We start from the raw sequence: 13,592 nt of genomic DNA, 5'->3' as shown, positions 1-13,592 counted from the left end.
TATAATCCTTAAAAGATTTATGGTGTTAATATAGAACACCAAATAATTAAGTTATGACTTGCAAAGTATTAATTTAATACTTTAAATTAAACTATTAAATCAAAGTGCTGCAAGGTGTAGTATGCTTTATCGTTTGTGAACTATTCTTTTAAAGTCAATCAATTGACTATACCCAAGATGAATTTCTTCAATAAAGTCATCTCCAATCGTTGGAAAGCCTTTTTCGAAGTTATCTTCTCCTTGGATCTTAAATAATTTATATAGATAACTTTCTTTTTTAAATGATACATGTACAGCAGGAAATGGTCTGCTTTGTATAATATTTTCATTTAGTTCTCTGTCATCAATTAGGTTGTATTGATCTCCTGTTATATCAACCACAACATCATTAATTTCAAGCCAGTAGTGAGTTATTTTTCCATTTTTACCTGCCGCAGCATTTATTCCTTTTATCATAATTTCGGGCCACAACGTTAGGAAATGATAAGAAAGAAGTATCGAAGAAATTTTACAATTCATTACAGGGAAACTGTCTGTTAAAACATTATTGTTGTTTTTATCACATTTTTCTATCAATTCCCGAAACTTAATAGCCTCTTCTTTTATGACATTAATGGTTGGCAAGATTCAATTCCTTAGCAATATGTCGTGATTCACGTTCCAATATACATTAGGATCAGCTTGATAAAAAGAATAGTTTATCTTTGGCGATCATTCTCAATCTCTGTAACCCGTAGGTCTTAACTTCAGCGAACTTCGTTTTCTCATTTGATCTGTTGGTATAGATGGTTTCAGATCCATAATGCTATCTGTTATGGGTTGTTCGCGCTGTGGACAAGTTGGAAAACGCCTGATCTCATCTGAAGTAGGCTTGTAATTATCACTGTTAAATCTGGCACGCTTTTCAAACTCAGCGCGTGGCACATAGATACCCTGAACCTCGTCAAAGACATAGTGTTCAGCAGTACGCTTATCGTGTTCAGCATCGATGGAAACCGGGACTGGCTTCTTCTTGGCCCAGACGAATTTCTCTCTTATATATTCAACCACCAGTAGGGTGAAACGCTTGAACAAACCCGTCTGACGGGGTTTAGCCTGCTTTTTCTTACTTTTAACAGGAGCGCGTTTAACTGCTCTGGCAGCTGACGGGGATGGGGTTTTCAATTTGGTGCGTGTATGAGGTGCAGGGGCAACCAGAACAGATTGTTGCTCTTCGGATGATGATGACTGCGAACCTGTTTCAGGTAATACGATTTCAATAGGCTCAGGCATTTCTGATACGGTGAAGTTTCTAAGGTCAACAACGATCTGCAGATCTAAATCTTTGAAGGTGTTGTATGTAGCCTGAGCTTCTTGTTTCATCTCATCACGAACAGCCTGCTCAGCAGCGCGTTTTTCCTGAACGCTTTTGCTATTCCACTTGGCACGATGGACACGTTGCATTGGTGGGCGGCTGGTCAATGTTGCCTTGGCAAGCCATAACGCTTTTTCTACAACATCCAATGTAATAGCGGCGCTTTCGAGTGCTTCAGCGTGTTGAGCATCAATAGAACGGTGATCAATACGTTCATTACTGCCAGCAGCGGCAAGATAGCGATTAGCAATCACTGACCATGATTCACGCCACTTGATAACGTTTTTCTTGTCATTCCAGCTTCTATCTTTTTTGCCAAAGCCATCAGCGGTAATCGGTTTTAATGTCAACATCACATGAGCATGAGGATTATTACTGTCAAGATCATGAAAAGCGATATCAGTAATCATGCCCTTATCAACGAAATTTTTCTGGCAGTATTCAGCTACTAATTTTATCTTGTCTTCATTGCTCAGTTCACAGGGAATAGCTACATCAAAATAACGGGCTGTTTGACCGTCTTTCTGACGCTCAACTCTCTCAACTTCATTCCATAGTGCTGTTGATCTTTCGATAATATGAGCAGGTGCTGAAACAGGGGCTAATATCTGATGATGGAATAAATCTGTCCTGTGGCTGAAATCATATGTGTTTCCAGTGCGATCATCTGTTATTCTGCAACGCGCATGGTAGGCAGCCTTCCTACAGGAAGACATGCCCTCAGAACGTTTCAAAATTTTAAATTCCAGATGAAAAATCGCCATAAAATACAAACCTCAAATATAACAATGCTGCTGTTAGTTTTTCGTAAGAAAAACTTTTGTGTTGATGTGGACCTTTCTTTTAGCCTGCGGCAGGCAACTGTCGGTAGACCCCACACGCTCACGAAGTGAGTGTATAAGTGGGCATTGTTTTTTCTAACAATGTAAAACCTCTACTTAATTAATACGGAATATATTATTCCCTGTAAACCAAATCGCCAAATTAAGCGGCGCAATCTAGATGAAAGGGTGAAGTATTCCGCAATATTACATAGATGGGTTTTAGGTGATGTCCGAATAATAATGGTGGTTTTAACTTACCCCGCCGTAGAGTGTGGTAAGTAAAAACAGAGAAATAGTAGCCTTTATCGGTACTTTTCTCTGTTGCACAACTCTCTGGTTACGATGTAAAATTAAGATGGAGACGCGACAGGTGAAATAAAAAACACTAATAAACAAAAATAAGTAACGCAGCGAGTATTAGACAAGAAATTAGTAATGGCTGTTCTGGAGTGTTGTTGTATTTACTTTGAATATTATTAATATAAGGTGATTTTAAAGTGAATTTCTTTAAACGAGATGATGGTGTTTTAGACGTAATTACAAAAGCAATTACTGTTGTTAGTTTTATTTTTGGTATCTGGATCTATTTTCACACAATACACCCTGTATTTCAAAAAGAGTCGGAATTGCAAGATTTAAGGAAAGACAAAGTAAATATTCAAACTGACAATGAAAGACTGGGCAAGGAAACTGCAAAAATAAAAAATGATTTGCACATTCAAACAGAAAAAATCAAAGATCTAAATGAGAGGGCGGGTAATTTATCATTAGAAATTGAATCTAAAAACTCTGAGTTGGCATCTATAAATGAGAAGTTAGAAACAGCACATAATGAGGCTGTTTTGAGTAAGTTGAATTTAATAATGGATAAAATAATTTCTGCATATTTAATTTCTATTGCACAAGGTAAAAATAAAGAGTTCAATGTTATTGAATATTCTCATGGCTTAATAGAAATTCATGATCGAGCTAGGGAATTAAATATATACGATAAAGAGGCATACTCTTATTTTGTTAAGTATCTGGATGAAAATAAAAGCAGAAAGTTTATAACGGATGAGGAAATATTTTCTTATGCTATCATGATTCCATATTATTATAAGATGAGTAAGCATCTAGTTAATACTAAAGGAATCGAAAAACATAAATAATGCTCAGCAAAGAACGATAATTTGAACCGATGCTAACATGACTTTAGCCCCCCTTGGGGGCTATTACGTTTACGGGTTTTTAAACTAGGTTTATTTCTTGGGGGATTAATTCCCTTTTGTATTGATAATTATTTTAATTGTGTTAATTGAATTATACATTAAAAGTATTAGGAGGTTATAATGTATAAAAATAACGATGAAGCCATTGATTGGGAAGCCAAGCGACTTCTTGATGATGGTATCTATACCGATACAGAACAAGCCTATTTAGAAGCCGAAAAAATAGTAATTAATATACGGGAACAAGCAAAACAGCGACAGATTAAACAACAGTTCAAGATAAAAATAAAATCAATCAAGAAAAAAATTGGACAAGGTTATGATTATGCTGATGTCCCGTATTCCAACAAGAGAAAACATTGAGGAGAAGATAAATGACAACAAAAACAATCAAACAACAAATTGCTTCGGCACAGGAACGTCTATACTTCTTGGAAGCTAAAAAGAAACAACAAACAAAAAAAGAAAATACACGTAAGAAAATTATTTTCGGTGCAGAGGTTGCCAAAGTCTTAGAATGTGATATTAGTTATGTAGATAAAGAATTAGTCTTTGGGGTTTTGCTTAATATACCCAATCTTCATGAGAGTGATGTTGATGCCTACAAAGCACAAGGCCAAGCCTATATCGAAAGTGTTTTAAATAAATCCAAGTCCTAATCATGTTTCTCACGTCCGAACGGTGAACCGGCCTAAAACTCGCTTTTAGGTCGGTGAACTGTTGAGCAAGCCCCAGAGGGCGCGGTAGTCAATTTTCGGTATGCTTTCGATACCTGAGATGAAGCAATGGATAAGGACAGCCCTGACTGTCAAATTTGGAGTGTCCAATCTGGTCAAAACCAATGCGCGTGTATTAGCTCAGGCCTAATCTGACAGTTGCCGGTTATTTATACAGGAATCTGTCAGATTACATCTGGGTTAAATTTTTCTTGACTCAGATGAGTGCCCCATCAAGTAACATTTCCATTGGCGTTCGCCTACAGCACATTTTTACCTGATGGGTGCTTTCATTATTATAGTGAGCCAGCCATTCATCAAAATTCGACTGTAATGTGCCGAGATCTCCGTACAATTTTTGCGGAAGGTCACCTGATAAAACTCCTGCAATATCGTTCGGTGGAACTGCTCGCAGATACTATTTTTATGCGGTGAGATGGCTCAGGTTTTCGTATGTTCAATTTAGTCAGCATTGAGTAAATTTAAATGCGTTTGCTGGCGGAGTCCTTTTGTTGGGCATCGATGTGAATAATTTTTGAAACTTTCTTTCCTTCTTTTTCGGCAGCAATTCTGGCTTGCTGAACTTTTTGATATTTGTCTCCGATATAGCCAATATCAACTATTACGAAAAATGCACGTTCAGTGTCATCCCCTTTTTTATAAATTTCAAGCTGCTTTTCATATCCGTGCAATAACTTTCCATTAGACGAGAGTTTTACTTCCACTAATACTTTTTGTTCAAAGCCTTGTGAAAGCTTAAAGTCAACGGGGCCATTTCCTGAATCGGCTTCAGGACTTATATCTAAGTTGTTTGCTTTACAATATGAATATGCAACAGCAAATAGCAAACGTTGTGCAGCTTTTTCTTTACGTGGCTTTTTATCATCAGCCCACATTTCTTTCCATAACCCTTTGTTTTCAATGAGATCCTTGAATTGATTTAAAATGTCGCTTACAAGATGTTCAACATCATCCAAAGTTAGTTTTTTATTATATCCTGAAAGATTAAACGGATATTTCTTGTCTATTGAAGATGCCAATCTTAACCAGAATAATTCACCGTTTCTATCCGCTTTGAAATCGTAGGGCTCTTTTTCTACTTCTTTTATTAATGTTAGCAAATCCTCAAAATATTCTTTTTTCTCTAAAGCTCGACGTTTGGCTTCATCTTTTTGCTTTTTGGTCATAGATGCGAGGAGATTACCAATATTTGTATTGATTCTGTCTCTTAAGTCAGTGTTCTCCTTCATTGTGTGGACAGCACCACTCCAATCTGTAGAAATTGGTAAGTCGCGGACAATATCTTTAGGAACTAATATTAGTGGCTTATTTGTTAATGGATTGTGGGGGGCGTTGTATTTATTCCCTTTAAAAGTGAATTCTTTTGTTGGGATCTTAAGTGTTATGTTTACTCTTTCTGAAAATTTAACTAAGGCATCAAATATTATATTGGTGGTCATGTCACTAATTCGGTCCGCCCCAATACCTTCTTCAAATAATGACATAACCATGAATAAATCGGGATCATCAATATCCATACTTACAATTTGATGAGCAGTTTTCATCGTATTATTAACAAGCTGAGGTCCAAATCCTGAGCCTTTGGCTGATGAGCCATAACCCAGACATGTCCAGCCTATTTCGGAAAATGAAAATAATTTTTTTGCAGTTCTCCATGCAATATCACTGTCATTATCTATTTTGCATGCACTAAGCAGCTTTATTATTTTTGTGAAAGTGTCGATGTATTTTTGATCTGCATCATCTTTCATTTCTGAATGTTTACTTTCAGGGAGTAGCATTGGGTCAATAAAAAGCAATGTATCTGATTCTAACAGAACATCAACAACATCTAATTGATCAAGTATTGAAGGGGGAATTTTGAAGTAAGATGAAATGGTATCAATTTTCTTAACTGTGCTCATATATAATCCTTTCTCATGCAATATTTAACTTTATAAAACAGAAAGAGTCAGATTTAATTTATATATAAATTTTGCTGTGTGGTTTTATTCCTGTTTTCTCCATTCACATAGAATGCAAGAATGTGGACTTGATCACATTATTTTGAACATCTGAGCCTGTGTTGAGTGCTAACAACAACCCTTATATATCAACCTGCTACAGCATGCTCATACTCTGTGCATTACTTCGTAATGTTAGCACATTTTATTCGTAAGTTCAGGGCATTAAGCTGTCATGTGAGGGATTAGGCAACTTAGTATGACATTTCCATAATGACAAAAAATCCATTGGGGGTATCTTTGGGGGTATCACCAAAGATGAAACAGGTGATTTACATTGCTAATCAATGAAATAGTGAATAGGTATTGTTCCTATTATCGCACCATCTAAATCAAATGCTTACGTATTATTCGTACCTTCCTTATTTTTACTGTGGGACATATTTGGGACAGAAGTACCAAAAATAGAGTTAATTTGTCGAGCGTGTTCAGTCAGGTGATTTGGTGCCAGATGAGCATATCGGCGAACCATTTCGATAGACTCCCAGCCACCCATTTCCTGCAATACAGAAATCGGAACGCCAGCCTGAACAAGCCAACTTGGACGGGCCCCACCCCGGTAGACGATCCTGCCCTATAGTTTGAGCATATGGGCACACCACGATTTACACCTGAATTTAAGGAAGAAGCCGTCCGTCAGATAACGGAACGCGGTTATTCCGTTGCTGAAGTATCCGACCATTTTGGCGTTTCTGCGCACAACCTCTACAAGTGGCTACGGGCTATCAAGCCTGATAACAGCGAGCAGCATGCTCGGGATTTACTGGAAGCCAAAAGCGAGATCCTGAAACTACGGGCGCAGCTAAAACGCACCGAAGAAGAACGGGATATCCTGAAAAAGGCCGCGCGGTACTTTGCAAGGGAGCCCGACAGAAGTACCGCTTTATCAACGAGCACCGCACTGTATGGGGTGTGATGACGATGTGTCGGGTACTGAATGTCGCCCGGGCTGGGTTCTATGCGTGGCTGCACAACCCGGTCTCGGCACGTGATAAAGATAACCAGCGTTTGCTGATGCTTATCCGTGACTCATATTCACTGAGCGGATGCGTATATGGTTACCGGCGGGTTCATGGCGACCTGAACGAAATCGGTGAAACCTGCGGTAAAAAACGGGGGGGCGTATCATGCAACTGAACCGGATCAAAGCCGTACGCGGCTATAAAGCGCCACGTCGTATCGCCGGCCGACCTTCAGTGGTAGCTCCTCATCGCGTACAGCGGCACTTTACTGTTGTCCGGGACACTCAGATCTGGGACACAGACATCACTTACATCCGCACCTGGCAGGGTTGGTTGTATCTGGCGGTGGTTATCGATCTCTTCGCCCGTAACGTGGTCGGCTGGTCGATGAAGCCCACTCTCTCACGTGAACTGGCACTCGACACGCTGATGATGGCCGTCTGGCGTCGAAAACCTGACGGCGAGGTCATCGTACATAGCGATAGTAATAATGCCAGTGTCAGTTTTTATCATCACTCAGTTTGCTGTTTAACCGGATTGGTGTGATTACTGATGCAGTGAAGATCTTCCCGCATCCTGACTCACACAGCGATCGACCTTTTGTGTCTGCCCTGGACTCGTCGGTTGCCGGAAGCATCTTCATGCGAGGCATCTCCTCACCGGTGCGCGTGACTCTAGAAGGGCCTGACGGCTTGTCTCTTTACTGTCCTGTCCGGGTTATCTGTCTGGAGATTCAATTCTGTTTCCTCACAGGAGCCCTGTCATGGCTGATAAAGTTACCGAAGCCGCCATTGTGGGTGGCGTGGATACACATAAAGATCTGCACGTTGCTGCTGTCGTGGATCAGAACAACAAAGTTCTGGGAACCCGGTATTTCTCCACAACACGGCAAGGTTACCGGCAGGTGCTGGCATGGATGACCTCATTTGGGGTGTTAAAGAGAATTGGTGTTGAATGCACAGGCACCTATGGCTCAGAACTGCTTCGCTATTGTCAGAACGCTCGTTTAGCAGTTCCTGAGGTGACTGCGCCAGATCGGATGGAACGATGCAAACGAGGCAAAAGTGACACAATTGATGCTGAGTGTGCTGCTCATGCAGCATTCTCGGATATCAGGACAGTTACGCCAAAAACGCGTGATGGCATGATTGAATCTCTCAGGGTGTTAAAAACCTGCCGAAAAACAGCGATATCAGCCCGCAGAGTCGCTCTCCAGATTATCCATTTCAATATTATCTCTGCTCCGGATGAATTACGTGAACAGCTTAGAAATATGACGCGCATGCAGCTCATCAGGACTCTGGGATCCAGTCGGCCTGATGCCAGTGAATACCACAACGTTACAAACACTTATCGTATTGCATTGAAGTCCTTGGCCCGACGTTATCTCGAATTACATGATGAAATCGCTGATCTGGATGTCCTGATTGCGGCGATTGTCGACGAACTGGCACCTGAACTGATTAAACGTAATGGTGTTGGGTACGAAAGCGCTTCGCAGTTGCTGATCACTGCCGGAGATAATCCCCAACGACTAAGCTCTGAATCAGGATTTGCAGCACTGTGTGGTGTCAGCCCTGTTCCTGTCTCTTCTGAAAAACGAACCGCTACCGACTTAATCGGGGCGGAGATCGTGCTGCGAATAGTGCACTTCATATTATCGCCATCGGACGTTTACGAACTGACGCAAAAACTAAAGAATATGTCGCCCGGCGAGTGGCTGAAGGGCATACAAAAATGGAAGCAATACGCTGTCTGAAGCGATATATCTCACGTGAGGTTTATACACTACTGCGAAATCAAAACAGGCAGGTCAACAGTATCCCGATAACGGCTTGACTCTTAGAAGGGCGTCCAGGGTAGCCAGTATGGCAGCGCTTCTGCCGGGCCAATAACCTGGCACCGAGCATGAGCCTGCGTGGCAACTGCCGGGATAATGCGGTGGCCGAATCGTTCTTCAGTTCACTGAAAAAAGAGCGCATCAGGAAGAGGATATACAAAACCCGGGCTCTGGCCCGGGCGGATATCTTCGATTACATTGAAGTGTTCTACAACCGGGCCCGGCGTCACAGTCACCTCGGCGGCGTCAGTCCGGAGGCCTTTGAACAGGCCTCATCGTGAGGACAGAATTTGTCTACTGTCGTGGGGTCAGTCCAAGCTTGAAGTTTAACCTAATAGCAAGCATATCGTGAATTGATAGTGGCTAAGTGAGTATATGATGACTATCATATACTCACTTATTAGGAGGTGTAAATGACTGTAACTATAGGAAAACCTTCAGACTTTGGCATATCGTCTAGGGATGTATGCAACTTCTACAGCGAAAATTGGCCTCGTAAAATAGCTCTAAGCGATGATAAATTTTACAACTGGCAATTTGTGAACAATTCATCAAACTTTGGTGTTGATGAATGCTGCATAGCTGTTACTGATGATGAAATTATCGGCGTAATGGGGTTAAACTCTCGCGATTTCTATCTGTCAGGGAAGAAGAAAAAAGGGGCAGAGTTAACAACATGGGTAGTATCGGAGAAACACAGGAACAAAGGTTCTGGCCCATCAATGATATCGTATCTGAAGAATACCTATGAGGTTATGACAGGGATGGGAATTTCTCTTGCCGCACTTCCAGTATATCTGCGTAGTGGATTCAGATATATAAAATCAATCCCTAGGCATGTTCATGTAATAAACTGGGATGCGATAGAGAATTTTGTTGAAGGGGCTCCTCTTGCTAAAAAATATGCAAGAGGTCAGTTTATTTCTCATAAATACAAATCAGGAAACGTAGATGATGATTTTATTGACGGGATTAATACTTCACTAAGTAGTAGATATAATTTCTTTTCAAGGTCTTCAGCAGATGTTAGATGGAGGTATGATCAGCATCCTTATTTCAACTATCACACATATTCAGTTAATGATAACTGTCATGCCACAGTAAGAATAGACAGGAATATAGATGGATTTGTTATGGCACATTGTGTTGATATTTTTGGAGATGAATCATCATTTGCGTCTGCAGTAACTTCGGCAATAGAATACGCTGATGCTCATGGCGCTGATGCTATAGACTTTTTCTCAACTAACGCAACACTGAACGCTACAATGTCAGCAATGGGACTTTTTTCTACATTAGATCATGACTTCTTTAAATTTCCTCATCTCTTTCACCCTGTAGAAATCAGAAGCCCTGCAACAACTTCTCTAATAGTGTGGTCAAAAAATGAATTGTGTGGGATGCTTGATGTGTCTATGTTACACATCACAAAACAAGATGCAGACTTTGATAGGCCAACAATTCATGGGATGAAAAAATGAGTAATTTAACTGTTGTAATGTATCATTATGTTAGGCCTATTGAGCGGTCAAGATACCCCGCAATTAAAGGCATTGAGCTTAACGACTTCAAGGAGCAGGTAGGATATATCAAAAAAAACTACAATCCTGTAACTATTGAAGAGGTATATGCCAGCTACTATGAGCAGCATGACCTGCCACCTAATGCAGTCCTTCTGACGTTTGATGATGCCTACCTTGATCATTTCAAATATGCATATCCAATCCTCAAGAAAAACGGAATACAGGGATGCTTTTATACTCCAGCCAAAACAATAGAAGAAAAAGAAATTCTTGATGTAAACAAAATACATTTTATTCTCGCAGCTTGTACAGATATTTCAAAACTACTTGCTGATACAAAATCACTTTTTGAGCTACTCCGCGAAGGATATGATGTAAAAGAATTTCATGAATATTTTGTAGATCTGGCAATTGAAAATAGATTTGATACAAGAGAAGTCATTTTTATAAAACGATTCCTGCAGGTAGCACTACCAGAAGAGCTACGCTGGAAAATTTGCCTTTCACTTTTTAACACTCATGTAAAAGTGTCACAAGAGGCATTCTGCGAAGAGCTATATATGACTAAGGAGCAGCTAAGCCACATGGCAGACGATGGCATGCATATTGGCAGCCATGGTTATAATCATTATTGGTGGAACAAGCTCGATAACAGAACCCTAAACGATGAGATAGATAAATCTCTGACATTCCTTAAGTCAATTGGTGCATATAGCGACAACTGGACGGCGTGCTACCCCTACGGCTCATCAAGCCAGAGTGTTACCAACCTGCTACGTGAAAAAGGATGCAAATTGGCATTTACTACTGTAGTTGATGTGGCTAACTCTAAATATGATAATCCGTTACTTATCCCTAGGCTTGACACTAATGATTTACCAAAGGAATCTGAATCCAATACAAATCAATGGTATAGATGATTTCCCTGTAATGTAGGTGGCGCTATGCCACCTGTTTATCTAGCCAGTCAGCCCAAAATTGCATCATCTCTCTACGGGTATCAAGATACGCTGCATGGTTGTACACAGAACGTGTCCCGCCACTTACGTACGCGAGTTGCATCTCTAATTGCATCGCTGTTCTGTAACTTTTAGTTGTTCTGAGTTATGAGGGTGAGGTGGTTTTCTTGGTGAGCATCTGAACGCCGATTTGTGGGATAGGGCTGGTGGGACAGATTCGGGACAGTCATCCGTTTTTAACGATTGGCATGGATTGCTATCTTTTCGTATCATGGACGTATGAGCGCAGGTATGACGCGGTATGTTGTTGACTTAAAAGGTAGTTCTTATAATTCGTAATGCGAAGGTCGTAGGTTCGACTCCTATTATCGGCACCAGTATTTTCAAATAGTTATCTTATATTCAAGTAAGCTACATTCTCCTCTTGTGCTGTATTTGTGACATTGCGACCAATAATAGCGTCAATTTTGCTCACGTGTTCAGTCAGGTGTCCCGCTGACAAATGAGCGTAGCGTTGAATCATTTCTGGCGTTTCCCATCCACCCGCCTCCTTGAGTGCAAGAAGAGAAACTCCAGACTGAACCAGCCAGCTTGCCCTGGTGTGCCTTAAGTCATGGAATCGGAAGTTGCTAATGCCTGCCCGCTTTAGTGCTCCCTTCCATGCCTTATTGCTGCCGGTGCGCATTTTCCTGACGGCTGCGGTAAGCTGGGGGGATGCACAAACACCCATCGTTTATGGAGCCCTTGCTGTGCCGCTTCTTCTATCAGCTTCGCCTTCGCCAGTTTCATGGTCCCGTCTATCAACGGCTGAATGAGAAGTGTGTCCGGTGTCGTGCCTTCATGTAAAAAGACGAAGAATTCTGGTCTTGAACTGTCTGGAATCAGGAGCAGTGCATAGAGATAAAAAGGCGCTATTTATATAACGCCAGGACTCTTCAATTATACTCTTAAACGATCGGTATTACCTCTTGTAAGAGGTATGTTTAGGATCTACTGAGGTTTTGAAGCAGTTGCCGCATTCTGAAAATGGCAATTAAATAATGAGCAATTTATCTGCAATTGCCATCCAGCCTGCAGGTTCCTTAATTAATTTATCAACATGATGCTTTCCCCATACAAATCCAGTAAGGCCTTTGCGTTCAAATAATTCAAAGAGAATTGCCCTTGCCGGACCAGAGTCATCATTGTGTCGGCTGAAAGTTTCAATCAGTATTGTTTCTTGCATAGCCCGCCAGTGTAAATCTATTGCAGTGTAGCGGCATACATTAGAATACTTGAGATTTATCCCCACTTTTGCTGCTGAGCTTAACGAGCTACCAATAATGGATAGGGCAGTAGATAATACTGGCACGGCAGACAATACAGCAACGCTGACTTGTCCTCCACGGACGGCTAGTTTTAAATTCTTCATAGTGATAAGAACATCAAGCCAGGACTGAATGGTGGCGCTTTCTTTATACTTCATCGCAATGTCCCGAAAACCCGCTAAATGCCTCATCGTCGATGCGCAAGCTGCTCCTCCCTGGCCGACAGTTCCCACATCAACGCATGTCACCAGGGAACCACCAGCCCCTGCGATAGCAATAGCGGATGACGCTGCCGAAACGTAACCTCTTTTTCGCAGGTACTTAATAGTTTCTGGACTGGAGTTATCATCATGTTGATTCCATACAAACCATGGATTTGGCACAGGTATTACGGGATGGTTATTGATTAAGCTATGGAGTTCTTTGACGATTGTGGTGGTAGCATTAAATACAGGTATGTTTGTCAGGGTATCGATCAGGGCTGTGCCGCTATCAGCAATAGCCCAGAGTATCTCGTTTTTATCAACATCCTCTTTTGCAGCATCCACTATTTTTGTTCTGATTTCATCATAATATGAGTCTGTGTTCTTCATATTTTGTTCTCCTGTGAGCATTTAGAATAATGTATATAATTTTGTTTGAATTTTCATAGGGTGACCATTTTCTCGATAAATAAAGATAAAAGGAGTGTTTCTCATCAAGAGATTTAATGGTCTTAAAAGAAATTTTTATGGAGTAAATTTAGATTTTGTATATTATATAATATATTGTTTATGCTGCCTACCAAATCAAAACAATCGTTTACACACATCTTACTGAAGATGTAATATATATTATATGCTATTGATTTAATAACGCCATATAATAATTGG

General features: G+C 40.6%; 9 protein-coding genes and 7 pseudogenes. 8 read left to right on the top strand and 8 right to left on the bottom strand.

Annotated features, from left to right (window positions below):
* Window positions 1–126 precede the first annotated feature (126 nt).
* Together ACE15A_RS17565 and mobQ are read right to left on the bottom strand one after the other, a co-directional pair.
* Window positions 127–624 carry a hypothetical protein gene (locus tag ACE15A_RS17565; RefSeq protein ID WP_053510611.1) on the bottom strand — a complete coding sequence of 166 codons (498 nt, stop codon included), beginning with the start codon at window positions 622–624 and terminating at the stop codon, window positions 127–129.
* Window positions 625–717: 93 nt separating this feature from the next.
* Entirely contained in the window at window positions 718–2,118 is a 1,401-nt protein-coding gene (mobQ, locus tag ACE15A_RS17560; RefSeq protein WP_063390157.1) for a MobQ family relaxase, read from the bottom strand.
* 557 nt (window positions 2,119–2,675) lie between these two features.
* Here mobQ and ACE15A_RS17555 point away from each other — a divergent pair.
* The 3 genes from ACE15A_RS17555 to ACE15A_RS17545 all read left to right on the top strand — a co-directional run bounded on the left by ACE15A_RS17555 (window position 2,676) and on the right by ACE15A_RS17545 (window position 4,048).
* Window positions 2,676–3,329 carry a hypothetical protein gene (locus ACE15A_RS17555; RefSeq protein WP_064055725.1) on the top strand — a complete coding sequence of 218 codons (654 nt, stop codon included), beginning with the start codon at window positions 2,676–2,678 and terminating at the stop codon, window positions 3,327–3,329.
* Window positions 3,330–3,509: 180 nt separating this feature from the next.
* On the top strand, window positions 3,510–3,752 hold the full coding sequence (locus tag ACE15A_RS17550) for a hypothetical protein (RefSeq protein ID WP_053510605.1): 243 nt from the start codon (window positions 3,510–3,512) through the stop codon (window positions 3,750–3,752).
* 11 nt (window positions 3,753–3,763) lie between these two features.
* Window positions 3,764–4,048 carry a conjugal transfer protein TraD gene (locus ACE15A_RS17545; protein WP_037036489.1) on the top strand — a complete coding sequence of 95 codons (285 nt, stop codon included), beginning with the start codon at window positions 3,764–3,766 and terminating at the stop codon, window positions 4,046–4,048.
* A 274-nt stretch (window positions 4,049–4,322) separates the two neighbouring features.
* Here the strand turns inward: ACE15A_RS17545 and ACE15A_RS17540 are convergent.
* From ACE15A_RS17540 to ACE15A_RS17530, 3 genes and pseudogenes are all read right to left on the bottom strand, one after another.
* A pseudogene (locus tag ACE15A_RS17540) lies at window positions 4,323–4,567 on the bottom strand (integrase core domain-containing protein); the annotation flags it as partial.
* A gap of 20 nt (window positions 4,568–4,587) precedes the next feature.
* A complete protein-coding gene (locus ACE15A_RS17535; RefSeq protein WP_053510603.1) occupies window positions 4,588–6,030 on the bottom strand; it encodes a hypothetical protein in 1,443 nt (480 codons plus the stop codon).
* A 439-nt stretch (window positions 6,031–6,469) separates the two neighbouring features.
* Window positions 6,470–6,670: pseudogene (locus tag ACE15A_RS17530) on the bottom strand (tyrosine-type recombinase/integrase); the annotation flags it as partial.
* Between the two features lie 48 nt (window positions 6,671–6,718).
* On the opposite strand from ACE15A_RS17530, the pseudogene ACE15A_RS17525 reads away from it, so the two are divergent.
* From ACE15A_RS17525 to ACE15A_RS17505, 5 genes and pseudogenes are all read left to right on the top strand, one after another.
* Window positions 6,719–7,583: pseudogene (locus ACE15A_RS17525) on the top strand (IS3 family transposase); the annotation flags it as partial.
* A 271-nt stretch (window positions 7,584–7,854) separates the two neighbouring features.
* A pseudogene (locus tag ACE15A_RS17520) lies at window positions 7,855–8,930 on the top strand (IS110 family transposase).
* Window positions 8,931–8,960: 30 nt separating this feature from the next.
* Window positions 8,961–9,212: pseudogene (locus ACE15A_RS17515) on the top strand (IS3 family transposase); the annotation flags it as partial.
* A gap of 132 nt (window positions 9,213–9,344) precedes the next feature.
* Entirely contained in the window at window positions 9,345–10,412 is a 1,068-nt protein-coding gene (locus tag ACE15A_RS17510) for a GNAT family N-acetyltransferase (RefSeq protein WP_053510596.1), read from the top strand.
* Window positions 10,409–11,374, top strand: coding sequence for a polysaccharide deacetylase family protein (locus ACE15A_RS17505; protein WP_129382479.1), 966 nt, complete (start codon window positions 10,409–10,411; stop codon window positions 11,372–11,374). The genes ACE15A_RS17510 and ACE15A_RS17505 overlap by 4 nt, the downstream gene beginning before the upstream one ends.
* 22 nt (window positions 11,375–11,396) lie before the next feature.
* Here ACE15A_RS17505 and ACE15A_RS17500 read toward each other — a convergent pair.
* The 3 genes and pseudogenes from ACE15A_RS17500 to ACE15A_RS17490 form a co-directional block, all read right to left on the bottom strand.
* A pseudogene (locus ACE15A_RS17500) lies at window positions 11,397–11,522 on the bottom strand (integrase); the annotation flags it as partial.
* Between the two features lie 282 nt (window positions 11,523–11,804).
* A pseudogene (locus ACE15A_RS17495) lies at window positions 11,805–12,163 on the bottom strand (tyrosine-type recombinase/integrase); the annotation flags it as partial.
* A 283-nt stretch (window positions 12,164–12,446) separates the two neighbouring features.
* A complete protein-coding gene (locus ACE15A_RS17490) occupies window positions 12,447–13,313 on the bottom strand; it encodes a hypothetical protein (RefSeq protein WP_053510592.1) in 867 nt (288 codons plus the stop codon).
* Window positions 13,314–13,592 lie beyond the last annotated feature (279 nt).

Source organism: Salmonella sp. HY31 (assembly GCF_042604575.1).
Lineage (GTDB): Bacteria > Pseudomonadota > Gammaproteobacteria > Enterobacterales > Enterobacteriaceae > Salmonella > Salmonella diarizonae.
Note: the sequence above shows the minus strand (reverse complement) of the source record. Positions and strands in the feature narration are given on the sequence as shown.

Bases quoted from the DNA above. Each gene is read 5' to 3' on its own strand.
- ACE15A_RS17550 (WP_053510605.1), top strand. From the start codon at position 3,510: ATGTATAAAAATAACGATGAAGCCATTGATTGGGAAGCCAAGCGACTT.
- ACE15A_RS17490 (WP_053510592.1), bottom strand. From the start codon at position 13,313: ATGAAGAACACAGACTCATATTATGATGAAATCAGAACAAAAATAGTG.
- ACE15A_RS17510 (WP_053510596.1), top strand. From the start codon at position 9,345: ATGACTGTAACTATAGGAAAACCTTCAGACTTTGGCATATCGTCTAGG.
- ACE15A_RS17505 (WP_129382479.1), top strand. From the start codon at position 10,409: ATGAGTAATTTAACTGTTGTAATGTATCATTATGTTAGGCCTATTGAG.
- ACE15A_RS17535 (WP_053510603.1), bottom strand. From the start codon at position 6,030: ATGAGCACAGTTAAGAAAATTGATACCATTTCATCTTACTTCAAAATT.
- ACE15A_RS17545 (WP_037036489.1), top strand. From the start codon at position 3,764: ATGACAACAAAAACAATCAAACAACAAATTGCTTCGGCACAGGAACGT.
- mobQ (WP_063390157.1), bottom strand. From the start codon at position 2,118: ATGGCGATTTTTCATCTGGAATTTAAAATTTTGAAACGTTCTGAGGGC.